Source organism: Arthrobacter methylotrophus, from assembly GCF_039539965.1.
In the GTDB taxonomy this organism is placed as follows: Bacteria; Actinomycetota; Actinomycetes; order Actinomycetales; family Micrococcaceae; genus Arthrobacter; species Arthrobacter methylotrophus.
Genome location: NZ_BAABED010000001.1, coordinates 301,298 through 324,151, shown reverse-complemented (window position 1 = coordinate 324,151; position 22,854 = coordinate 301,298). Strand labels below are relative to the sequence as shown.

21 protein-coding genes and 1 pseudogene are annotated in these 22,854 nt (G+C 62.6%); 8 read left to right on the top strand and 14 right to left on the bottom strand.

Going from position 1 to position 22,854, the window contains the following annotated elements; genetic code table 11:
* Nucleotides 1–93 precede the first annotated feature (93 nt).
* The 3 genes from ABD884_RS01620 to ABD884_RS01610 all read left to right on the top strand — a co-directional run bounded on the left by ABD884_RS01620 (nucleotide 94) and on the right by ABD884_RS01610 (nucleotide 3,103).
* Nucleotides 94–1,785, top strand: coding sequence for a bifunctional 3'-5' exonuclease/DNA polymerase (locus ABD884_RS01620; protein ID WP_345054373.1), 1,692 nt, complete (start codon nucleotides 94–96; stop codon nucleotides 1,783–1,785).
* 44 nt (nucleotides 1,786–1,829) lie between these two features.
* The gene (locus ABD884_RS01615; protein ID WP_345034757.1) at nucleotides 1,830–2,693 is read left to right on the top strand and encodes a CHAD domain-containing protein; all 864 of its coding nucleotides are present in this window, start codon (nucleotides 1,830–1,832) and stop codon (nucleotides 2,691–2,693) included.
* A 209-nt stretch (nucleotides 2,694–2,902) separates the two neighbouring features.
* Nucleotides 2,903–3,103 carry a YegP family protein gene (locus ABD884_RS01610; protein ID WP_345034751.1) on the top strand — a complete coding sequence of 67 codons (201 nt, stop codon included), beginning with the start codon at nucleotides 2,903–2,905 and terminating at the stop codon, nucleotides 3,101–3,103.
* Nucleotides 3,104–3,120: 17 nt separating this feature from the next.
* Here ABD884_RS01610 and ABD884_RS01605 read toward each other — a convergent pair whose 3' ends face one another.
* The 3 genes from ABD884_RS01605 to ABD884_RS01595 are packed head-to-tail and all read right to left on the bottom strand — an operon-like array spanning nucleotide 3,121 to nucleotide 5,755.
* Nucleotides 3,121–3,801, bottom strand: coding sequence for an NUDIX hydrolase (locus ABD884_RS01605; protein WP_345034748.1), 681 nt, complete (start codon nucleotides 3,799–3,801; stop codon nucleotides 3,121–3,123).
* Nucleotides 3,798–4,589 (bottom strand): endonuclease III, encoded by a 792-nt coding sequence (nth, locus tag ABD884_RS01600; RefSeq protein ID WP_345034739.1) that lies wholly within the window; start codon nucleotides 4,587–4,589, stop codon nucleotides 3,798–3,800. The genes ABD884_RS01605 and nth overlap by 4 nt, the downstream gene beginning before the upstream one ends.
* 11 nt (nucleotides 4,590–4,600) lie before the next feature.
* Nucleotides 4,601–5,755 carry a hypothetical protein gene (locus tag ABD884_RS01595; protein ID WP_345034733.1) on the bottom strand — a complete coding sequence of 385 codons (1,155 nt, stop codon included), beginning with the start codon at nucleotides 5,753–5,755 and terminating at the stop codon, nucleotides 4,601–4,603.
* A 423-nt stretch (nucleotides 5,756–6,178) separates the two neighbouring features.
* Between ABD884_RS01595 and acs the strand changes: the two genes are divergently transcribed.
* Complete coding sequence (acs, locus tag ABD884_RS01590; RefSeq protein ID WP_345054369.1) at nucleotides 6,179–8,224, top strand: acetate--CoA ligase; 2,046 nt, start codon at nucleotides 6,179–6,181, stop codon at nucleotides 8,222–8,224.
* Nucleotides 8,225–8,428: 204 nt separating this feature from the next.
* Here the strand turns inward: acs and mpaP are convergent, their stop codons facing one another.
* The 10 genes and pseudogenes from mpaP to ABD884_RS01540 all read right to left on the bottom strand — a co-directional run bounded on the left by mpaP (nucleotide 8,429) and on the right by ABD884_RS01540 (nucleotide 16,874).
* Nucleotides 8,429–10,093: a daptide biosynthesis intramembrane metalloprotease gene (gene mpaP / locus ABD884_RS01585; protein WP_345034730.1), complete on the bottom strand. Its 1,665-nt coding sequence runs from the start codon at nucleotides 10,091–10,093 to the stop codon at nucleotides 8,429–8,431.
* Between the two features lie 24 nt (nucleotides 10,094–10,117).
* Complete coding sequence (locus ABD884_RS01580; RefSeq protein ID WP_345034723.1) at nucleotides 10,118–10,285, bottom strand: hypothetical protein; 168 nt, start codon at nucleotides 10,283–10,285, stop codon at nucleotides 10,118–10,120.
* A 116-nt stretch (nucleotides 10,286–10,401) separates the two neighbouring features.
* Nucleotides 10,402–10,617, bottom strand: coding sequence for a hypothetical protein (locus ABD884_RS01575; protein WP_345034719.1), 216 nt, complete (start codon nucleotides 10,615–10,617; stop codon nucleotides 10,402–10,404).
* A 7-nt stretch (nucleotides 10,618–10,624) separates the two neighbouring features.
* A complete protein-coding gene (locus tag ABD884_RS01570; RefSeq protein ID WP_345034717.1) occupies nucleotides 10,625–10,765 on the bottom strand; it encodes a hypothetical protein in 141 nt (46 codons plus the stop codon).
* A gap of 55 nt (nucleotides 10,766–10,820) precedes the next feature.
* Nucleotides 10,821–12,023, bottom strand: a complete 1,203-nt coding sequence (mpaC, locus tag ABD884_RS01565; protein ID WP_345034713.1) for a daptide-type RiPP biosynthesis dehydogenase — start codon at nucleotides 12,021–12,023, stop codon at nucleotides 10,821–10,823.
* Nucleotides 12,016–13,317, bottom strand: coding sequence for a daptide-type RiPP biosynthesis aminotransferase (gene mpaD, locus ABD884_RS01560; protein ID WP_345034708.1), 1,302 nt, complete (start codon nucleotides 13,315–13,317; stop codon nucleotides 12,016–12,018). Before mpaD ends, mpaC begins: the two co-directional genes overlap by 8 nt.
* Complete coding sequence (mpaM, locus tag ABD884_RS01555; protein WP_345034703.1) at nucleotides 13,271–14,092, bottom strand: daptide-type RiPP biosynthesis methyltransferase; 822 nt, start codon at nucleotides 14,090–14,092, stop codon at nucleotides 13,271–13,273. Before mpaM ends, mpaD begins: the two co-directional genes overlap by 47 nt.
* Nucleotides 14,092–14,832, bottom strand: a pseudogene (mpaB, locus tag ABD884_RS01550) (daptide biosynthesis RiPP recognition protein); the annotation flags it as partial. The pseudogene mpaB and the gene mpaM, both read right to left, overlap by 1 nt.
* A 21-nt stretch (nucleotides 14,833–14,853) precedes the next feature.
* On the bottom strand, nucleotides 14,854–16,089 hold the full coding sequence (locus tag ABD884_RS01545; protein ID WP_345034695.1) for an integrase catalytic domain-containing protein: 1,236 nt from the start codon (nucleotides 16,087–16,089) through the stop codon (nucleotides 14,854–14,856).
* 452 nt (nucleotides 16,090–16,541) lie between these two features.
* Nucleotides 16,542–16,874, bottom strand: a complete 333-nt coding sequence (locus ABD884_RS01540; RefSeq protein WP_345034688.1) for a hypothetical protein — start codon at nucleotides 16,872–16,874, stop codon at nucleotides 16,542–16,544.
* A gap of 171 nt (nucleotides 16,875–17,045) precedes the next feature.
* Between ABD884_RS01540 and ABD884_RS01535 the strand changes: the two genes are divergently transcribed.
* From ABD884_RS01535 to aroQ, 3 genes are all read left to right on the top strand, one after another.
* Nucleotides 17,046–19,157: a beta-galactosidase gene (locus ABD884_RS01535; RefSeq protein ID WP_345034684.1), complete on the top strand. Its 2,112-nt coding sequence runs from the start codon at nucleotides 17,046–17,048 to the stop codon at nucleotides 19,155–19,157.
* Nucleotides 19,158–19,187: 30 nt separating this feature from the next.
* Nucleotides 19,188–19,967 (top strand): DeoR/GlpR family DNA-binding transcription regulator, encoded by a 780-nt coding sequence (locus ABD884_RS01530; RefSeq protein ID WP_345034679.1) that lies wholly within the window; start codon nucleotides 19,188–19,190, stop codon nucleotides 19,965–19,967.
* Nucleotides 19,968–20,118: 151 nt separating this feature from the next.
* Nucleotides 20,119–20,583, top strand: coding sequence for a type II 3-dehydroquinate dehydratase (gene aroQ, locus ABD884_RS01525; RefSeq protein ID WP_345034674.1), 465 nt, complete (start codon nucleotides 20,119–20,121; stop codon nucleotides 20,581–20,583).
* A gap of 119 nt (nucleotides 20,584–20,702) precedes the next feature.
* Here aroQ and ABD884_RS01520 read toward each other — a convergent pair whose 3' ends face one another.
* Nucleotides 20,703–21,887, bottom strand: coding sequence for a MarP family serine protease (locus ABD884_RS01520; RefSeq protein WP_345034668.1), 1,185 nt, complete (start codon nucleotides 21,885–21,887; stop codon nucleotides 20,703–20,705).
* Nucleotides 21,888–22,134: 247 nt separating this feature from the next.
* Between ABD884_RS01520 and ABD884_RS01515 the strand changes: the two genes are divergently transcribed.
* Nucleotides 22,135–22,812, top strand: coding sequence for a Crp/Fnr family transcriptional regulator (locus ABD884_RS01515; RefSeq protein ID WP_011775987.1), 678 nt, complete (start codon nucleotides 22,135–22,137; stop codon nucleotides 22,810–22,812).
* The last annotated feature ends 42 nt before the right edge of the window (nucleotides 22,813–22,854 follow it).

Genomic DNA, 22,854 nt, shown 5'->3' with positions numbered 1-22,854 from the left:
TGGAGGACAAGTGTGCGCCGCAAGGAAGCTTTGCGGACGGAGGCTGTCCGCAAAGTACCGGATTTCCCGCATTCACAGGGCAGAATTATCAGCATGTACCTGCTGCTCGCCACCCACCCAGACGGCGCAGCCATTCAGGAAAGCACCCCGGCTGGAGTAGCCGTGGCCGAGCCGCGCGTTATAAGACGAGGCGATCTTGCCGGCGTCGTCAGCGGGCTGGAAAAGAGCCGGCCGCGCTGGGTCTGGAACCGGACCCAGGATTGGTACCCGGCAATGCTCCAGGCAGGAGTGGAGCTGGCACGTTGCCACGACCTCACGCTCTGCCGCGCCATCCTGGTGCATTCGGAGTTCACGGCGCACACGGACTACGCCCGCAGCGCGGAAAAGCTCACCCAGGACGATGACATTGCACGGATCCTCCAGCCTCCCCCCGCCCCTGTCTCTGCCGAGCAAGGCGCGCTCTTTGACGATCTTGGCAGGCGCAGCACGAAGCCCGGACTGGACGAGATCCGCGCCGAATTCGCGGCACAGCAACACGCGCTCGGCCAGGCAACAAGGGAGGGAGGCCGGCAGCACCGCTTGAAACTGCTGCTGGCCGCGGAATCCGCGGGCGCCATGATCGCAGCTGAAATGCAGTTCACGGGCGTGCCGTGGCAAGCGATCCTCCACGAAGAAATACTGGAAAGCCACCTGGGTCCCCGTCCTCCAGCAGGGCACCGGCCAGCCAGGCTCGAGGCGCTATGCAACGAGCTTCGGGAGATCCTCCACGCTCCCAGGCTGAACCCGGACTCGCCCCAGGACCTCATGCGTGCCCTGCATCGGAACGGCATCGAGGTGAAGACAACCCGCCAATGGGAACTCAAGGAATCAACACATCCGGCCATCGGGCCCCTGCTGGAATACAAGAAACTCTCCCGCTTGTTCAGCGCCAACGGCTGGTCCTGGCTGGACGCTTGGGTCAGCGAAGGCCGGTTTCGTCCCGAGTATGTGGTTGGCGGCGTGGTGTCCGGCCGTTGGGCTTCCAGGGGTGGCGGGGCGCTCCAGATCCCGCGCCAGATCCGGGGCGCAGTGCACGCCGACCCCGGGCACAAATTGATCGTTGCCGACGCCTCCCAGCTTGAACCGAGGGTTCTGGTGGCACTGGCCCAAGACTCCAAGATGGCCGAGGCGGCCCGGGACAAGGACTTGTACTCCGGCATCGCCGCGCAGGGATTCGGCGGCGACCGCTCGAAGGCCAAGATCGCCCTGCTAGGTGCAATTTACGGCGCCACAACAGGCGAATCCGGGCGGCTCATGCCTCAGCTGACCCGTACTTATCCGCGAGCTGTCGGCTTCGTTGAAGAGGCTGCCCGCGACGGCGAAGCCGGCCGCACCGTGACCTCGAGGTTGGGCCGCAGCAGCCCGCCGCCCTCGGAACGTTGGATCCGCAGCCAGCAATCCACGACGGCGGAAGAACAGCGGCGCGCGGACAGCATCGCCCGATCGCGGGGACGTTTCACGCGGAACTTTGTGGTGCAGGGTTCAGCGGCGGACTGGGCGTCGTGCTGGCTGGCCGAGCTTCGACGGCGGCTGCGGGCCATGGATGGGGGCGCAACGCCAGCCGGGGAACTCGTGTTCTTCCTGCACGACGAAGTCATGGTGCACGCGCCGACCGAGTCGGTGGACGCCTGCATCCGTGCCATCGAGGAGGCCGCGGCTGCCGCGAAGGAGCTGTTGTTCGGGCGGGTTCCAGTGGAATTTCCGGTGAGCATCGCCGTCGTCGATTCTTACGACAAGGCGAAGTAAGCACAGCTATTGTCCCCGGAACCGCAGCGGAGGACGATTGCTCCGTGGGAAGCAAAGATCGGGCGCCGTTGGCTGTGTACATCGCCTTCCAGCTAACGGAGGTAGAAGGCCAGTTACCCCTGATCGCAACGGCTGACCCGGAAGCAGTGCACAACGCCAGGCTTGCCCTTCGCCGCCTCCGTTCTGTGCTTAGCTGCTATCGCGGCATGATCCCGGGACTGCCCAAACCGGTCCGCCAGGAAGTCAGATGGCTGGCGACTTCACTCGGCGAGTCCCGGGATGCCTTTGTCCTGGCGCAGAGGATACGCCTTTCCCTTGAAACGAAGGATTCCTGGAAAGCTCCTGAGGCGGTGCGCCAGGCCCTTGAGGAACTGGAATCGTCCAGCGCCCGGCTGGCGGCTGCCCTTGGTGGAGGCAAGCGCAGCAAGCGGACGCTGCGGGCTGCAAGGGCAGCGCTACTGGAAGTCCCCACTGCAAAGGAATACAAGCACCCGACGGCGGATCTCGCGGAGCGCCTCCAGGCGCGGTGGGAGCAGTTGCAGCACAGCCTCGCGGAGGAGGCGGCAAGCGGCGACCCGGACGTGCGCAATGCTGCGCTCCACCAGGCGCGCAAGGACGTCAAGTGTCTCCGATATTCGGTAGAGGCAATTGCGGACACGTTCAGCCACCATGCTTCCGGAGTGATCCAGCCGGCCACTGGCCTGCAACGGTTGTTGGGCGAGCAGCACGACGCCGTCGTAGCTGGCGCCTGGATCAGGGAACTGGCAAAAACCCCCGGGATCGACGCGGAAGATTCCCAGAGGCTGGAGTCAATGGAAGTCCGGCGGCGGCTCAACGCGGAGGAAGATTTCAAGGTGGCCATGGCGGAGTACCCGGTACCGGCTCCGAGGCGCGCGCTGATCTTTTGAAGTCCGGAACCATAGCTTCGCGCGGGGCCGAAAGCTAGTCATATTGCGGAAAGGACGCTGCTATGACCCTGGCAGGTAACTTACCCTCAAGTAACTTCTGCGTTCCCCTTCCTTCTGGTTACTCTCAACCATGGCGTTCAACGTGAGGAGCGCCACAATGCAACGACGCGCTTATTGAGCGATGCAGTATTCAAGGGGGAACATCAACGATGGCTGGACGATTCGAAATTCTCAAAGACGGCGAAGACGGTTACCGTTTCCGGCTGACGGCAGCCGACGGAACACTCGTGGCGGAATCGCCCCGGTTCAAGCACCTCAAGGCAGTAGTCGCCGGCATCAACGCCGTTCGGGAAAATGCCGCCACGGGACTCGTCGTGGACCACTCGAAAACAGCCAGACGTGCCGCGTAGGGCTGCGGCGCGTGAGGCTACATCTCGATCTCGAGCAATCTCTCCGTGTCCCAGGGAACTGTCCACCCCAAGGCATCGAAAAGGCCACTGAGCACCATCCCGGTGAAGCCCCAGACCACTAGTCCGTTGACCATGAAAACGGGGCTCGAGAAGGTCCGGCCCAGTCGCGTGAGCGTCCCCGTGTATCGGTTGTCTGGGTCCAGGAGATCCCGCACCGGAACCCGGAAAACTTGCGCGGATTCCCCGTAGTCCACCACCCTCACGGGCGAGGGCGAAGCCCACCAAGCCAACACCGGGGTGACCACGAAGTTGCTGCGTATCAGGCCGAGTTCGGGCATGACACCCAGCACCTGCACGCCTCCACTTTCCAGGCCTGTCTCCTCGACCGCCTCCCTGAGAGCTGCCGCTACGGCTGACTCATCCCCGGGGTCGATGCTTCCGCCAGGGAATGCCACCTGTCCAGGATGGTCGTCCAGTGTGTGCGCGCGTTCCAGAAGCAACACGTCCAAGTCCGCCGGGGCAACCGGCCTGCCGGATCGGGCGGGGACGTCCTCCAAGACCCCAAAGAGCATGAGCACGGCAGCTTTTCTCGTCTTGTCCGGATCCACCATTGCTGCGGCAATTCGCGGATCAGGGCCGGGATGCAGCCCGGAATCAATCCTGGTGATGAGACTGACGAGATCCTCAAGTGCGGTCATCCCGGCCTCCTTTGTGATTCCATCCGAATCTCGGCCGCGCGGTGGGTCTCGGCGAGAAGCTGTGCCCGCAGCGCTTCCTTGCCCGGCGCCAATTCGTATTTGAGCAACTTGGCAGCTTTGACGGGATCGGTCTCGCCGTCGCCGTAGCTGGGGCACCAATCGGCCACTGGACATGCGCCGCACGCTGGCCTGCGCGCATGACAGACCCTGCGTCCGTGGAAAACCACTCGGTGGGACAGCATGGTCCAATCCTTGGGCTCGAACAATTCCGCGACGTCAAACTCGATCTTCACCGGATCCTCGGACGTCGTCCAAGCAAACCTGCGCGCCAACCTGCCAAAATGCGTATCCACCGTGATTCCTGGAACACCGAAGGCGTTTCCCAGCACGACGTTTGCCGTTTTGCGCCCGACGCCGGGGAGCCTCACCAGATCTTCCAAGCGACCGGGGACCTCGCCGTCGAACTCGTCGACTAAGCGCGTACTGAGCGCCAGGACGTTTTTCGCCTTGGCGCGGAAGAAGCCAGTCGGCTGCAGGATCGCCTCCAGCTCGGCGGGGTCGGCCTCGGCCATGCTCCGGGCGTCCGGATAGCGGGCGAACAAGATCTTGGTGACCTGGTTGACCAGCACATCCGTGGTCTGCGCGGACAGGACTGTGGCTACAAGCAGTTCGAACGGGTTCCTGAAATCAAGCTCAGCGTGGGCGTAGGGATAGAGCTCGGCAAGGGCCTTGTTGATTCTGCGCGCCCGCCGCTTCAAAGCCAGCGGGGTTTCGACGACGGTGACCACAGCCTGCCTGGCTAGCCGCGTTCGATCTGGCTGAGGTCGCGCAGAACGCCCACTTTGCCGTCAGCATCCTGCACGAGGAATTCTTCGCCCCGGTCCTCGAGGGCAAGGACCCACCCGCCCGGTTCTATGGTGAAGACGGGCGCACCGCTGTGCTCGTCGACCGCGACGCGGGAATGCGCCACAGCGAACCAGAATGCCTCGTAGTCGGCGCCGTGTTCGGATTCGTCCCTCCGGGTGGCCGGATCAACGGTGGCGCCGATCGGCTGATACACCCGGGCCTGGTCAACCGTGCCGATGTGCTGGGTGGCGGGACCGGCTCCAGTGTCGGATCCTCGGACGATCGGCGTGGCCATGGTGGCAGCTGGCATGTGCCGTGGCTCCTCGGGGGTGGGGGCCTGCGCGTCATGCTCGGCATAAGCCGCAGCCGCGGTGTGCCCATCGGGTACGGAGGGTTCGACGGCGGGCTCAGCGGCTACGACGTCGTGGTCCCCGGCGGGCGAAGCAGGTTCCGGAGCAGCGATGGTAGCGGCAGGGCGGACAGTGACCTCTGCCTTCGGGGCGTGCGGTTCAGGCTTGGCAGCCTTCGGCACGGCAGGCTTACGGGTCGGGATAGCCGATTCCCTGGCCACAAGATGTGCAGGACGTTCGGCCCGGTCCTTGAAATCCTCGCGGAGGATCGGCAAGTGCGGGGCCAGGACCGTCGCAACCAGCAGGCCCGCTGAGCCGATCAGGCCCGCCAGCGCGAGCACGGTAAACGCGCCAGCTGTGGACAGGAAGAAGAGAGCGACGGCGAAAGACGCCACGACGGATGCGAACTGGTCAATCGAGAGCGAACCGATTCTCACGACAGTCCCCGGTTGCAGGCGCCGTGCCACGAACAAGGAGCTGACAACCAAGGGAAGGATGATGCCTAGTGCCAGGAAGAACAGGTTATTCAAGTTCCACAGGTTGTAGAGCCCGCCAAACATCGGCAAAAGGGACCCGACAAACATCAGCAAGGTGGAACCGAAAACGGTCAGGTCCCGGACAGTGAACGGGCCCAGTACGGCTTGGTACTTCGGGGAGGTCTTGCTGCCGGGCTCTGGCGCCCCGGAGCCAGCTGTTGCTTCGGGGGCCGATCCGGGCGACTGCGCGCCGTCTTTCGGACCTAGGCTCGTCTGGTTCATGTGCAAATCTCCTTAGTGCGGCGGTGCTCCGGACGCTGCCGCCCAAGGCTGCACCGGTGTTTTCCGTGCCCGGCTGGGGGCTGGTTTTCGCGTCTCGAGACCTCTTCAGCCTATGTCACCCGTCTGACAGTCCACTAGTTGGCAGCTGCGCGGCGGCCGGGACGCAGAGTCTCAATTTCTCCATGTGACGGCGAACCCAAGAGCCACCGGCGCCGTTCGGCGCGAATCAACCGGCCCTCACGGTCCAAAATGTGACCGCAGGCACTGGTTCTCAACGCAAAACGCTAAGGTGGGTTCCGGTAAAGCTCATTGCGGAACCCATGAGGCGCCGCAGCCCAATGTCGTGCATTATTCGCGCATTGGGCAGGGCGGTCCCGCCACCGGACCCCCGAGCAGCAGAGATCGATGAATGATGAGGTTCACATGTCCCAGGACGCCAATGGATCAACGACCGCCGCTGCACTCGCATCCGACGGGACACGCAACGGCGATGCCCTTGCAAACCTCCTGCAAGAACACCGGAAGTTCGCGCCCACGCCGGAGTTCACTGCGAACGCGGTGGTCGGCGCGGCGGAATACAAAGAGGCCGCAGCGGACCGTCCCGCGTTCTGGGCGAAGCAGGCCCGGGAACTGCTGACCTGGTCCCAGGACTTCACGCAGGCGCTGGATTGGTCCGAGCCGCCGTTCGCGAAGTGGTTCGTCGGCGGGGAAGTCAATGCCGCGTACAACGCCCTGGACCGGCACGTGGAAAACGGGCTCGGGGACCGGGTGGCGATCCACTTCGAGGGCGAACCCGGTGACACCCGCTCCTACACCTACGCGCAGCTGACCGACGAGGTCAAAAGGTGCGCGAACGCGTTCGAGTCCCTGGGCGTGGCCAAAGGCGACCGGGTCGCCGTGTACCTGCCCATGATCCCCGAAGCCGTGATCACCCTGCTGGCGTGTGCCCGGATCGGTGCCGTGCACTCGGTGGTGTTCGGCGGCTTCTCCGCCGACGCGCTGCGCTCCAGGATCGATGACGCCGAGGCCAAGCTCGTCGTCACGGCCGACGGCACCTACCGGCGCGGCAAGCCCAGCCCGCTCAAAGCCGCCGTTGACCAGGCCCTGACCGCCCCCGGCCACACCGTGGAGAACGTCGTGGTCGTCAAACGCAACGGCCAGGACGTGGACTGGCACGAGGGCCGGGACCAGCGGTGGGAGGACACGGTCGGGGCCGCCTCCGGTGAGCACACCGCCGTCGGGCACGATTCCGAGCACCCGCTCTTCATCCTGTACACCTCCGGGACCACGGGCAAGCCCAAGGGCATCCTGCACACCACCGGCGGGTACCTCACCCAGACCGCGTACACCCACAAGGCCGTGTTCGACTTGCACCCGGAAACGGACGTGTTCTGGTGCACAGCCGACGTCGGATGGGTCACCGGCCACTCCTACGTCGCCTACGCGCCGCTGGTCAACGGCGCCACCCAGGTCATGTACGAAGGCACCCCGGACTCCCCGCACCAGGGCCGCTGGTGGGAAATCGTGGAAAAGTACAAGGTCTCCATCCTCTACACGGCCCCCACCGCGATCCGGACCTTCATGAAATGGGGCAAGGACATCCCGGCCAAGTACGATCTGTCCTCCATCCGGGTCCTGGGCTCCGTGGGCGAACCCATCAACCCCGAAGCGTGGATGTGGTACCGGGAGGTCATCGGTTCCAATGCCGGCAAGAACGGGGAAAAGAAGGCCCACCCGGCCCCGATCGTGGACACCTGGTGGCAGACCGAAACCGGCGCCCACATGATCGCACCCCTGCCCGGGGTCACGGCCACCAAACCCGGCTCGGCGCAGGTTCCGCTGCCGGGCATCGCGATCGACGTCGTGGACGAAGCCGGCGAGTCGGTCCCGGACGGGCACGGCGGCTACCTCGTGGTCCGCGAACCCTGGCCCGCGATGCTGCGCGGCATCTGGGGGGACCCGGAAAGGTTCAAGGAAACCTACTGGTCCCGTTTCGAAGGCATGTACTTCGCCGGCGACGGTGCCAAGAAAGACGAAGACGGCGACATCTGGCTCCTGGGCCGGGTCGATGACGTCATGAACATCTCCGGGCACCGGCTCTCCACCACCGAAATCGAGTCCGCGCTCGTGTCCCATCCCTGGGTGGCCGAAGCCGCCGTCGTCGGAGCCTCCGACGAAACCACCGGCCAGGCCGTCGTCGCGTTCGTGATCCTGCGTGAATCCGCCCCGTCGGGACAGGACAGCGGCGACGACGTCGTCACCACCCTGCGGAACCACGTCGGCAAGGAAATCGGGCCCATCGCCAAACCCAAGCACATCCTCGTGGTCCCCGAACTGCCCAAAACCCGGTCCGGGAAAATCATGCGCCGCCTCCTCAAAGACGTCGCGGAAGGCCGCGAAGCAGGCGACGCTACCACCCTCTCCGACCCCACGATCATGGCCCAGATCGCGGAGTCACTGAAGAAGTAGGCTCCAGGCCCGGCAAGCACAAAGGTGGCGGTTCTCTTCCCAGAGGACCGCCACCCGCGCCTTTGTTGGTCCTTAACGGTAAAACGCTGTCCCTGGATTCCTTCAGCTATGACGGGATCAAGGGCCCGATCGGTGCTGCCCCCGCCAGCTAAAGCACCACACAAAGGCCTACGGTGTCCCGCGAACCGCCAACGCGCCGTTCCCCTATTTAGTGGGCGACCGGCCCGTGGACAGCCCTGCAATGACGGGCTGAAGATACTTCTCATTCAGCCACTCGTAGGTGTTCCGGTTCTGCAGTCGAATGAGTGCAGTCCCGGACGAAGGGAGCGAGTTGGAATCCTCGCTTTCCAAGGGGATTACTTCTGCGACCAGTTGGGCGCCCGGGAGCGTGAATGGCGCTATTGCGTTCAGGGGTACCGTTCTCGTGGAGACTTTCATTTCCTTCACCTTCAGCGATCCGATCTTCCGCGTGTTTATGAGACCGGATCCGTAAACGTCAACTACCTGCCCGGCATCGAGATGAGGGACTGATGAATTTGCCTCGAAGACGACGCCTGCGCCTCCCGCATCGTTGACGAAACCTGCCTCAATAGTGGCAGGTATCTGTATGTAGGCCCCGGACACGGCAACGCCGGTTAGCAGCAAAACGGACACCGCCAGGATTCGTTTTCTTGACCCCGGCCGGTCCCAGCCTTCCCTAACGATGCTGAGGTATCCGGCAGCTACGCGTGCGGCGAGGAGGGCGACGACGAGCAGTGCTATTCCGGCTCCCCAGACGCCGAATCTGGCAATCCCGTCAAGCCAGAGAGACAAGGCAGTGACAACCAGGTACGCCGGGAACAGCATGCAAAGCAGACCATAAATCTTAAACCTTCGAAGCTGAGGTAGTTCATCTTTGGATGAATGGCCAAAGAGCACTCTGGAGATAAGTCGGCGGGCGTCCCGCAGTGCTTTGTCGCGTAAGTGGCTGATGTCAAGGTAGGACATCAGTGCGATGTAACCGTCAAGCTTGACGAAGGGGATCAGATTGATGACCGCTGAGGTGTACCCCAAGACGGCGTAAAAGAGCAGACCGGCTTTGACTTCGGGGATGCTCGCGACAAGGGAAAAGAGGCTGGCAGTTCCTGCGAGGACGCCCTGGGTGACGACCCCGGCCAGGGCGATGGACACCCTTTTCCATTTCGAGTCCAGCCGCCAGCCGTCAGAAACGTCGCAGAAGAATGCGGGGGTGAGGTAAAAAAGCATGAACCCGATCTGGCGGGGTTTCCCGCCGAAGGCAGCCAGGGTTGCACCGTGCCCCATCTCGTGGAGCATTGTGGAGAGCATCATCGCCGACACAACCGCCAAGTACGTGGAGAGTGGCAGCGGTGTTGTCAAAGCCGCGCAGACGTCCCCGGCGGAGACGGCAAGGATCGTCGCTCCTAAAAGGATGATGAAGCCGTAAACAACAACCATTCGGGTCGAGACGAGCCATTCCAGGGAGCGTCTGATGCGGTGCAGGAAGGGTGCCGGGCTGAAGAACCCGATCTGCAACGTCAGTGGCGGAACGAAACGAATCCGCGGTGGCTTCTTTCGTCTTTGCGTTCCGTCCTCGATAAGTCCTTTGGCAGCGAAGGATTCCAGTGCCTGGTGGACGGATTCGGAGGTCCATCGGCGCCCGGTCTCCTGCGTCAGCTGCGCTGGAAGCTCCTGCCGCGTCCGAAGACCGTCAATAGCGTTCAGCAACGCGGCGATATCGGCTGAAATCCGGAAGATTCGCCCACTGGGATCGGTGACGGTCCATTCCTGTCCTGACGCTTCTATTTCCAGGCCCTTTCGCAAGCGCGGAGCGAGGGTTCCAGAAGCCGCAGTGGGCTGAGTGTCTGCCAATCTATGTGAGGCCTTTCTTCATTGTCACGAAGTGCCCGCCTGGGCAGAGGGCGAGAAGCCAAACGACAAGGCGGGCGGTATCTCAAGGAGGCCCGCGATGCGGCCCTGCTCGACTGAGATGCTGAGGTCCTTTACTATGTCGCTGCTGCGAAGGCTTTGGGAAAAGTTGTCGAATTGCATCATGTAGACCACGATGAGAGAGTCTTTCTTTTCGGTTTGGTCGGTTCATCCCTGACTGGCCGGATGGCGCGGACGAGGTAGGGCAGGACAATTGAAGCTGCCCCACCTCGCCCGTGCTAGGATTCAGATCAGGTTAGGACAAGCACGCCCGCTCCAACGAGGCTTATTGCAGCCCCTACTCCCGAAACAAATCCGGCCGCGGTGTTCCAGAATTCGGGAGCGTCGAGCTGTTCCAGCTCGATGATCGCCAGGTCCGGGGACACGGTCGGAGCATCCATCAGTTCAATCATGTTTGACATCCGTTTCTGTATTTGTTCTTCCGTTGATGAGGTCAGTGCAGTCATTCGTTGATTAGGTCAGGGCAACAATGGCTGCCGCGACGCCGATCGCTGAAATAGTCGAAGCGAGGCCGGCGGTGAATCCGGCCCAGATGTCGGGAGCTTCCATCGTCTCCAACTCTGCGATATTCAGATCTAGGTTAGTTATGTCCATGTTTTTCCTCCTTTCGATGGGTCTCGTGGGTCGCGCCGGTTGCGCGTCCCCCGCCTTATTCGCGCACGGCACCGACGGCTTCCGTGAGGAAGGCCTCGGTGTCCGCTGAAGTCAAGCCCTGCATCGTCGGAAGGCCGCCTCCCCAGGCGCGCGAAATCTGTTGGGAAATGCGATGAATGTCTTGAGTGCCAATGAACAAGGACCTGGTGAGGTCCCATCGCGACAGAGCATTTTCTAGGGTTGCGGTTGGACCTGCAGCCGGGGGCACATTGGTATGTGGGAGTGCATGACCGACGTCCGATAAGCGGGCGGCGAATCCGAACCGTTTGTCTCCGGACTCCACTCGGCGCCAGTATGCCGGCAATATCGCCGCAACCGCTTCCATCTTCGACAGCCCTACCACCGTGGAGAGCTCCGTCGCAATGATCCAGGGGAGCGTGCCATAGGAATTGCGGCCAAGGCTGGTCCACCCGGTCTGCGAAAAGGAACTCAGCTCGGCTATCTCCTGACGCACCTCGGCCGCGCGGATGCCGGGGCTGCCCTGCAATCGTAGATGTTGAACCTCGTCTGCGGCCTGTGCCAGTGCCCGTATGGTGGCTAAGGCAAGTGTGTCTGAGGATCGCCTCGGCGTGCCGGTCAGAACAAACGGGGTGGCAAGCCGGAAGATGGCCTCCAATGTGCCGGACAGCACCAAATGCATGGGAAGCGAAGCAGTCAGTCCGGAGTTCAGAAGGACGGCATCCGCCCGGAGCTGCCCGCCGGAAACCAGTCGCTTCCGTGATCCGTCGGAGATGCAGGCGTTCATTCCCGACTCTGAACCGGTGCCCAGCGTTGTGGGCACCAACCCGAGGGCGCACTTGGGAACAGGTTCGTCGCGGAGCATCAGGTGACCGGCACGTGTCCGGGACATGATGGTGAGGCGGTGGCCTGGGTCCCAGAGCGGCGGCAACAGCTTGGCGGTGTCCATTGCAGCCCCGCCACCTATGCCCAGCACAACATCCACCGGACCGGACCTCTCAGCTGTCGAAAGCAGAGCGGCTTCATCCGCCGCAGGGTCAACGCACAGCAAATCGGCTGTCCCCCGCAGCAAGTCTAGAAACCGTAGTCCGTCGGGGGACCGGGTGACGGCGGCGTCAACAACAGCCAGCACCGGACGACGCGGGCGGGCTCGGGTCGCGTCGCCCAGCCAATTGACGAAGTCCGCGGGGGCTGTGAACACCGACGGCCCTGATCGCACGGTGCGCACGGGGCTAATCATGACTTACGCCTACCGTAGCGAATTCGGATAGGCCGCCAGCAATTGATTCGAAGAGCTGTCTGACCTCAACCTCTGAATAGGTCAGAGACGGGATCAGCTGGATGCCCCCCGGCCCGGGGTAGACGCTGGCCCCGGCCCGCCGGATGCTTTGGAGCAGGGAAGAAGTTTCCTTCCCAGTGATCGGTGCACCCTCTGCACCGATCACGTCCAGAGCCCGGAAACACCCTTGGCCCCGATACGCGGTGACGGACCTGGTTGAGGAAGTCAGAGCATTGAGCGCGGAATCGAGTTGCCTGGCGACTTTCACACCGTTGTCGAGAGCGTCCAGACGCATGAATTCGGACAAGGTCGCGAGGATCGCCGCTGCCGTTGCTGGTGTTCCTGCTTGGGTCTCGCCATGGGTGAATACGCTTCCAGAAGCCACAAACAGCTGGGCGATGTCCGCAGACGTCAGTACCGCGGCCGCAGCGCACGAGCCGTTTGTGAGTCCTTTTGACGTGATCAGGACGTCGGGTCCCTGGGACCATCTTGTGGAGGCGAACATCGGACCGGTTCGTCCGAACCCCGTGGCAACCTCGTCCGCAACGATGATGAACCCATACTTTTCCCGGAAACGGAACAGCTCATCGAGGAAATCGGGCGGCACCGGATACGCCCCGGTCCCCAGGACAGGCTCGACAACGACCGCCGCGATACGGTTGCCTTGCAAGGCCATCAGTTCCGAGAGTTCATCTCCGGATTCGCATCCGACGTGGCGAATCAGTCTTTGGTCGACGCCATAAACGCGTTGCCCAAGATCTTCGCCTGTCAGCGAGAAACTGCCGTAAGTCAGGCCGTGATAGCTGCCCCGTAAAGCCACAATCAATTGCTTTTCGGGAAACTGTCGGAGGATCTGTGTCTGCCTGACCAGTTTCATGACCAAGTCATTGGCCGCGCTCCCGGAAGTTGAGTAGATAACACGGGAGAAGAGGTCCTCGCCTGCAGCATCCAACAGCGCAGCCGCCGCCTCTTCGGCGTGCGCGTTCCATTGCCTGAACAACGTCGAGTACGAACACTCCAGGAGCGCCCCGTGAACTGCTTCAGCAATCGCAGGGTTGCCGTAGCCCAGATTTACGTTCCATAGGCCGCTTGTTGCGCAGAGCACGTCGTCACCGTTACCGAAACGGATCCTGTGCCCGAAAGCAGACACTACTCCCGAGGAAGGGAGGTTAGTTTCCGTCAGCGGCTGAAGCGAAGTCCAGACCGCGCTAGGCAGGGTGTCCGACTTCCAGGATGACGATCTCGTGGGCTGCACCTGGTGTCTTCACCGGGTGGGTTCTGATGACTTCCAGTTCATTTGCCTGGAGCTCTGTCATCAACTGATCCGGCGGCAGGACCCGGACGGCGGTGGTAAAGACGTCCACGGGGGCACCCGGAGTGATTACTTCCGGGATCAGGGTGATCGCACGGATGCTTCGATCGGCCGCTATGTATTCATGGAGGCGGTAGGCTGTTCCAGCCGAATCGAGGACCTGTTGCAGATTCTCGATGGGAGCCCCTGGGGTGGCAAGATCGGTGTCCCCTTCCGCCACGGTGGTCGAGAGGAAGAAGCGACCGTCGGCAGACAACACCGATCCCATGTGGCGGAATAGCCTGCCTCTTGCAGTCGAATCAAGGAGCGACACGGTAACGCAACCGAAGATGACAGTGTTGAACCGGCGTCCGGCATCGAAGTCGCAAATGTCACCTTCGATCATTGTGAGATTGACCCGCAGATGAGCATGGCTTGAATCCAGCCGGTCCGACAAAATGCCTAGCATCGACGGAGAGAGGTCGACGGCGGTCACCTGCCTCCCCAAGGCGAGGAGAGCCAGCGTAAAACGTCCGGCCCCGCAGGCCAATTCGAGGATCGGCCCGGTAGTTTCGCGGGCGATTGCGATCATCTCCCGAAGCTCATGGGCGTCCTGAAGTGCGATCGCATCATAAAGCTTTGCCCCGAGGGGAGAATAGATGTCGTGAACAATAACGTCGGGAACGTTCTTCAAGGCAACGCGGGCACGGCCGTTGATGGCCTCAGGGAGCGCTTCCATTAGAGCCCCACAGGTTCGACGAAGCCATCCCGGATGCCTTTGTCGCTGAACGATTCCTCGATCTGCTGTATGGAAGCCGCCGCCAACGATTCCGAACAGCCGAGGATTCGTGCCGCCGTTTCGGATACATCCGAGCCCACTGTAAGCATTATGTCGGCGAGCTTGGCGGCATCAGAACCCAGACTGTACGTCCTCGATGAGGCGGTGTCGTGCAAATGAGCCACGCCCCCGTTGAAGAGGAGCAGCAACCGTGAGGTCTGACGTTTGTCACCAAGCCCGTCCAGCTCTTCGACAAGATGTCCACCGAAACCGGATACCCGCATCCCCTGAAAGCCCCGGACCTGGGCATGTCGGAGAGCATCTGCCGCCGACAGGTAGCGGCTGATCCAAGGCCGGCCGGAGACCTCCGGCCGTTGCCGAACTTCAGTCATCCTAGCCGCCCAGCGTTCGGACCAGTTCGGATTGGGCTCTTCCAGATTCCCTAACGGGAGGCCCGCAGGCGAGGTGAACACTTCCCCAGAGCTGGCGATAAAGGCATTACTGACCTCCGCGGTATCTGGAACAAAACCCAGAGCTGGCATGTCACCCAAAAGGGATTTGGGGTGGCACAATGCGAGCGGGAACTTCCCGGATGAGTGTGCTGTGTCTGCATCACGGATGAACGCTGATCTATCGACATCATTGTCCGCACGCAGAATCGTCGGACCACCAATGGGAACAAACTCGGAAACAGCGTAGGACTGCTGCCGTAACGACTCATGTCAAGATGCTCGCGAAAGTGTTGTGCGTGCCTCATCTATTTGTGCTCGCGTGGATGAGTCCTCCAGGGCCTGTGTTTTCGCTGCGGCGAGGGCGATCAGCTGGGTCTGGATTTTGGTGATGCCCCGGGTGAGGTCGGCCGGGTTCGTGATCTCCATTAGTTGAGCGAGTTCGGCGGCTTTGGCTGTGGTGAGGATCCCGGAATCGACGACGCGCTGGTACGGGGTCCGTGGCTTGTCGTAAATGCGGGTTTTCTTGCCGTGTTTGTTTGAGCGCCAGCCGGTTGCTTTGATGGTGGCGGTGAACAGGTTCAGCCGGACCCGGACGAGGTCGTAGAGGGCGTTGAGGAGTTTGAGCTCGGCGGTGGTGTCGTAGCGGTAGTGGAAGGCATGGCGGCGGACCACATCACCGTTTTTCTGCTCGACGTGGGCGTTGTCGTTGGACTTGTACGGCCGGGAGCGGGTGAAGTAGATGTCTTTGTCACCAGCCCAGGCGATCAGGGCGTAGTTGATGAATTCCCCGCCGTTATCGGTATCCAGACCGACCAGGGGGAAGGGCAGCCGGGCCACGACTTCGTCCAGGGCCGGGAGCACCCATTTATGCGCCCCGTTGCGGACCGCGACGTTCTCGGTCCAGCCGGTGAAGACGTCCGTGGCGGTCAGGGTCCTGGCGAATTCACCGGCCAGGGTGGGCCCGCAGTGGACGACCATGTCCGCTTCGATGAACCCCGGCGCCTGTTCGTGTTCGTCCCCTGCCTTGCGGACCGTGATGGAGTTCCGCAGCAACGGCCCGGCCTTCGTCGCGGACAACCCTTTGGGCCTGTCCGCGTCCTTCGTGGGCTTAAGCAGCCGGTCGATCGTCGCCCCGGAGACCTGCATCAGCTGCGCCGCCACTGCCGGTGTCAGTCGCTTGGCGTCCAGTTCCCCGAAGGCCTGAAGCTTGGGCAGCCAGAGGTCCATGGTCGCGGCCAGGTATTTGCCCGATGGCATCCCGGCCAGCCGCCACACACAGATCAGGACCTTGAGGGTGTCATAGCCATACGTACGTCCCCGAGGCCTGCGCGTTACCGGTTTCGCCCGGCCTTTTCGCGCACGGGCCGTGGCCAATGCGCGGCGGGCGTTTGCCCGGGACCATCCCGTAACAGCCACGAGCTCGTCGAGAACCACGCCTTTGGCTTTCTTGGACGCCTTCGCATAATCGGCTGCGTACTTCTTCGTGATTTCCCTACGCGTTGCCATCGACAGGTCCATCCCTCATCGTCACCGCCGTGCCCGTAGCGGCCCGTGATTTCGCGAGCGTTTCCCAAATGAGGCATGCACCCCGTTTCGCGAGCACTATAGGTGAGTCTCGTCGGCTGCTGGACGTAAAAGTCCTCACCGATTAGAATGTCAGCGTCCGGGTCTTTGAAGTCACCGAAGTAATGGAATTGCTGCCATCGAGGTACAGTCGGAGGAGGCTTATTCCCTTGCGGTGCGAAAAGCACCACATCCTGCGCCTTTAAATCGTGGTCGGCCAGCTTGCCGATCAGCGCTGAATCTTCCGAGACCATGACGAGTTCAGATGCTTTTGACGCATCCGCACCCCGGGCCCATGACATTATTTTGACGGCTATTGACCGTGTGTCCCCATTCACAGACCCGAAGCTAGCAAGCTTTCGAGGGCAAAGCCAGAGCTAACTGCCCGGGCGCAGCTAAACATCCGATGTCTTCTGAGCGTCAACGATAAGTCGACGTTTGTCGAGAAGGTCTGCTGTGCGAGGCTCTCGAACGTCTTTATGCTTGTCGCTAGCGGATTGCCAACCGACCGTCGGGGACGTTAGCGGGGTCCTCTCCGAGCCGTCGAATCGGATAATTTGGGAGGGGCATACGCCCATTCCTGCAGTCGCCGGCCATATGTCGCGCTCTGAGCAAAGGACGGCCTCGGCCACCACCCCGAAAGCGGTGTTCTCCCGCCCGTGAAGGGCATTTTGGAGCTCTACTGCTTCGACGCCCAGGCTGCTCTTCTGGCCGCAGAATAGGGACATGTGCGGAATCCATCGGAAAGTCAGGTGGAGATTGAAGGCTGAAGCCGGGGTTACCCCAAGGCCACAGTCCGCTGCTTTGCCTGGGTGTTACGCGATCAGTCGGACCGGTCAAGCCCGGGCCGCCAATCGCAGCTTGGCCGATATAACAGATGTAGAAGATTCACTCCGCTCATGGCCGGCCTCACCGTCAGTTCCAATAGAGGAGAACAACGTATGACCATGGACTACATCGTCGACAAGCTGGGCGGACGGATCGCGTTCGGCGGCGACTACAACCCCGAACAATGGCCCGAAGAGGTCTGGAAACACGACGTGGCCCTCATGAAGGAAGCACGGGTGAACCTGGTGAGTGTCGGCATCTTCAGTTGGGCGCTCCTGGAGCCCGAAGAAGGCCGGTACGAGTTCGGCTGGCTGGACAGAATCCTCAAGCTGCTCCACAGCAACGGCATCAGCGTGGATCTCGCGAATGCGAGTGCTTCTCCCCCGCCGTGGTTCAGCCGCAAGTACCCCGATTCACTACCGGTGAATGCCGACGGCGTCCGGCAAAGTTACGGCTCGCGCCAGGCCTTCGCGGCGTGCTCGCCGGACTATCGCCGGGCTGCAGCAGCACTGACGACGGCGATCGTGCAGCGCTACGCGGGGCATCCCGCCGTCGTGATGTGGCATGTCCACAACGAGTACGGCTGCCACAACCAACCGGATTTCGGCCCGCATGCGGAGCGCGGCTTCCAGGAATGGCTCCAGGACAGATACGGGAACCTGGACGCGCTTAACGAGGCCTGGGGCACGGCTTTCTGGTCCCAGCATTACTACGACTGGGCCGAGATCCTGCCGCCGCGCCGGTCGGGAACGTGGGTGAACCCCACGCAGCAACTGGACTTCGCGAGGTTCTCCTCCGATGCCCTTCTTGAGTGCTTCAACGCAGAGGCAGACATCATTAGGGCACATTCGAAGCACCCGGTGACCACCAATTTCATGGGCTTCAACATGGGCTTGAACGCTCCCGTGGATTATTGGCGCTGGTCCAGACAGATGGACGTCGTGTCCAATGACCACTACTTGATTGCCGCCGACGAGCGGAACTTCCAAGACCTGGCTATGACGGCGGACCTCACCCGCGGCTGGGCTCAGGGCAAACCCTGGCTGCTGATGGAACACTCCACCTCTGCAGTCAACTGGCAGCCCCGCAACTTTGCCAAAGCACCGGGCGAAATGCTGCGAAACTCCCTGCAGCACGTGGCCCGCGGAACTGACGGCGTGCTGTTCTTCCAATGGCGTGCCTCCCGCGCCGGGGCCGAAAAATACCACTCCGGACTGGTCCCCCACGCTGGCCGCGACAGCAAAGTCTGGCGCGAAGTGGTGGAGCTGGGCCGTGTACTCGAGAGCATTTCGGAGGTGGCAGGCTCCACGGTCCGGGCCGAAGCCTGCATCATCCACGACACCGATGCACGTTGGGGCACCGAACTGGACTCGCACCCCAGCGAGGACGCCCGGAACATCCCCGAAACGCGCCGCTGGCACGACGCGCTCTTCCGGGCGGGAATCACCACGGACATCCGGCAAAGCACCGATGACCTTGCCAGCTACAAATTGGTAGTCGCGCCGATGCTGTACTTGGTCACGGACGAGGGCGCCGCGAAGCTCCACCGGTATGTGGAAGCCGGCGGCACCCTGGTGATCACCTATTTCTCCGGGATCGTTGACGAGAACGACCACATCAGGATGGACCCCGTCAACGGGGGCGGCTACCCGGGGGCCTTCTCCGAACTGTTGGGCATCAGCATGGAAGAATTCTTCCCCTTGCGTTCCGGAGATTCCGTGGACTTGAGCCGCTTCGGCCCCGGGACGGTCTGGAGCGAGCTGGGGAAGGCAACCGGGGCGGAGGTTCTTGCCACGTTCGACGGCCGGACGCGAAGTGGTGGTTCCGGCGTCGGGCGATCCGGCGTCGGCGGCTCGCCGGCCGTGACCCGCCGGGGAGCATCGAACGGCCGGGGTGCCGCCTACTACGTGGCCACCAGTTTGGGCCGTGCGGGGCTGTCCGAACTGCTCCAGCTCCTCTGCTCCGACGCCGGGGTGGAGCCGGTCTTGGGCATTCAGCCGCCGGATGACGTGGAAATCGTCCGCCGGAGCAACGGCACCAAGGACTGGACCTTCGTGATCAACCACAGTGCGCACGGCGTCGAGGTGCCGCTCGACGGCGTCGAGCTCCTGAGCGGAACGCCCACCGGAGGTACGCTGAACCTTACTGCCGGAGGGGTCGCCGTCGTCGCCACTCCCGCTTAGCCACCCTGCCGTCCGTCCCGAAAGGCCCCGATGCTCCAGGCAGCGCGCCACACCGCCATAGTCGACGCCGTCCGGCGCGAACGGGTTGTCCGCGTCTCGGACCTCGCGCAACTGCTGGGCGTCTCCGCCATGACCGTCCGGCGGGATATTGAATCGCTTGAGGAATCAGGCCTCGTGGAGCGTATCCACGGCGGCGCCAAGATCCCCGGCGATGCGCGGACCCACGAGCCTGGCTTCGAATTGAAATCGACCCAGCTGATCGCGGAAAAGCACGCAATCGCCGTCGAAGCCGCCGCACTGGTTCACGAAGGCATGGCCGTGGGCCTGAGTGCTGGAACTACCACTTACGAGCTTGCCAAGGAACTCTTGAAGGGTCCGCGGATCACGGTGGTGACGAACTCCATCAGGATCGCGGATCTCTTCCACAATGCCTCCGGTTCGCGCCACGGCTTCCCGGTGATCGTCACGGGAGGCGAGCGCACGCCGTCGGACGCCTTAGTGGGTCCCATCGCTACGGCCGCGCTGAAGCAGCTGCACCTCGACACCCTGTTCCTTGGCGTCCACGGCATGGATGCGGACGCCGGATTCACCACGCCGAACCTGCAGGAAGCCGAGACCAACCGGGCCTTCATCAGTGCGGCCCGCAACGTGGTGATCTTGGCGGACCACAGCAAGTGGGGAACGGTAGGCATCGCCTCGATTGCCCAGCTGGAGGAAGCCGACGTGCTAGTGACGGACTCGCAACTCGGCGAGGATGCGCGCCGTATCCTCGCCGAGGGCGTCGGGAAGCTCCGGATCGCCGCGCGCTAGGGCGCCGCCCAAGTTCCCTGCCGCCCTCCCAACTAGCTCGCAGTAGTTGTCGGTATAAGCCCTGAAAACGACAACAACTGCCAGCTAGTTGGGCTGCGGCAACGGCGTAAGAAAGGCCGAACAGGCACTTCCCAGCTATAGATTGGGAAGTATGACTGAAGCTCCCACCGCCACCGAAGCCGGTCGCGGCACCATCCTCGTCCTTAACGGCCCCAACCTGAACCTGCTCGGAACCCGCGAGCCGGAAAAGTACGGCACTTCCACACTGGCCGACGTCGAACAGCTCGCCATGGCAGCCGCCGAGGCCAACGGCTTCACCGTGGACTGCGTCCAGTCCAACCACGAGGGCGATCTCATTGACGCGATCCACGGCGCGCGCGGAACCGCCGCCGGGATCGTCATCAACGCGGGCGCATATACTCACACGTCCTTGGCACTCCGGGACGCCCTCGCAGCGGTCCAGCTTCCCGCCGTCGAGGTCCACATCACCAATGTGCACCAGCGCGAGGAATTCCGGCACCACTCCTATCTTTCCCCGGTGTGCTCCGCAGTGATCGTCGGAGCAGGAGTGCAGGGCTACAAGCTGGCCATCGACTACCTCGCCACCGCAGTCTAGAAGCCTCGTCCCTCTCTTCCCGGGGGGGACATGCCCAGCCTTCACACCCTGCACTGGACATAAACGCAATATGTCCAGTGCTCAGATCAAGCGCTGAGCATGTCCCTAGGTGGGCGGGGTTACTTCTTGGTGCACTGGCCCGAGGACACTGCCATGTTCAGGGATGACGCCTGCGCCGCAACGGGTGATAGCTCCTCCATGGTCAGGGCATAGCCGACTGCCACATCCGATGTGGTCTTAGCGAAGACAACGCCAGCAACCTGGCCCTGGGTGGTCAGGAGCGGGCCGCCCGAGTTACCCGGTTGAACGTCGCCGGCAAGCTTGTAGACCTGTTCCGGGGACGGGTTGTTGCCGTAGATGTCCGGAACCAACAGGGTCGAGATGCCCTCCACCGCAGCCGGTTTGGACTGGAAAGGGCCACCGTGCGGGTAGCCGGCGAAGGCCGCGGGCGAACCATCTGGAAGATCGGCGCTCAACGGCAGCGGCGCCGTCGGGAGATCGTCGACAGCGACGACGGCGAGGTCACGTTGGCTGTCAAAGTAGACAACTCGGCCCGGCAATGCGCCGCCGTCGGGAATTTCGACAACAGGCTGGGACACGCCGGCCACCACGTGAGCGTTTGTCACCACGCGGCCAGGAGAGACCACGAAGCCGGAACCCGTCTGGTTCTGGCCGCATTGGTAGGCCGTGCCGGCGATCTTCAGCACGGAATGGGCGGCATTGTTGAGCGCCGGGGTGTCTGTGCTGGTGTTCGGGATCTGCACCGGAGCCACGGGGCCGATCCCTTCGATGAGGTGCGGAATGCCGTTGCCCATGACGGTGGAACGCAATTGCGCCACGCTTGCTTTGACCGGTGTGGGTGTCATGGTGTCGATGAAGCGGATTACCTTGGAATCGGCCAGTTGCTGTGAGACGAACGGCACGCCCAAGGAACTGATACTGAAAGCCAACATGGACATGACGAGTGCCGCCACAACGAAGCTGACGAAACCGCCCAACAAGCGGTCCAAGGCGTTCAATGGCTGGATCCGCACGGCCCTGCGGACCTTTTGGCCAATCCAGGTGCCGAGTCCGTGTCCCAAGACGATGAGAAGCACGGCGGAGCCTATGATGGCCGTCAATCTCCAACCGCTGTCCTTCACCCAGTCGCCGACGAGCGGGACCGCGATGAAGGCAGCTACGGCCCCTGCAGCGAAGCCTGTGATTCCACCCAGCGTCACGAGGAAGCCGTTGCGCAGTCCGTAGATCAGGTAGGAAAGAAGCATCAGAATCAACGCCAAATCCAATATGGTCAAACCGAACACCAAAACTCCTCACCGCCGGGTAAGCCCCAATTGTAGATGCACAGACTGACAGCCTCCCCTCAGAAGCAAGATGCCAACCGCATCCCGAAGCCGCCGCCCAGCGGAGCATTCCCGGCCGGTTAGGCCGCAGTTTCGGGCCTCTTCCGCGTGATTTCGGGCGTTTCGGCTGCCAAGTACGTCACAGAGCCGAGAAAATTCTGAAACAATGGCTGAAGCGCCACAGCCGAACTTTTACTCAGGAGATTTCATGGACATCGAGGTACTGCGCCGCGCGCCCCTCTTCGCGACCCTTGACGACGACGCTTTCCGTCTGCTGACGGACGAACTCACAGAGGTGGACCTTTCACGCGGAGCGTCTGTTTTCCGCGAAGGCGATCAGGGTGACCAGCTCTACTTCATCGTGTCTGGCAAGGTTAAGCTCGGCCGCACTTCTCCGGATGGCCGCGAATCCCTGTTGGCCATCCTCGGCCCGGGCGAGCTCTTCGGCGAAATGGCCCTGTTCGACCCCAGCCCGCGTACCGCAACCGCCACAGCCGTTTCGGAGACCCGTTTGGCAGGCTTGAAGAACGAAAGCCTCAACGCCTTGCTGCGTACCCGTCCGGAGGTATCTGCGCAGTTGCTGCAGGCACTTGCCCGCCGCTTGCGCCGTACCAACGATTCCTTGTCCGACCTCGTTTTCTCGGACGTCCCGGGTCGTGTCGCCAAGGCGCTGCTGGACTTGGCGGACCGCTTCGGCCGGCCTGCGACCGATGGCGTCCTGGTGGCCCACGAACTCACTCAGGAAGAACTGGCCCAGCTGGTCGGCGCCTCCCGCGAGACGGTCAACAAGGCCCTCGCCGAGTTCGTCCAGCGTGGCTGGCTCCGCTTGGAGGCCCGCGCAGTTGTCATCCTGGACATGCAGCGCCTCCGCCAGCGCTCCCGCTAGTTTCCCGCGAGACGCAAAATGCCTGGCGACACCGGAATTCAG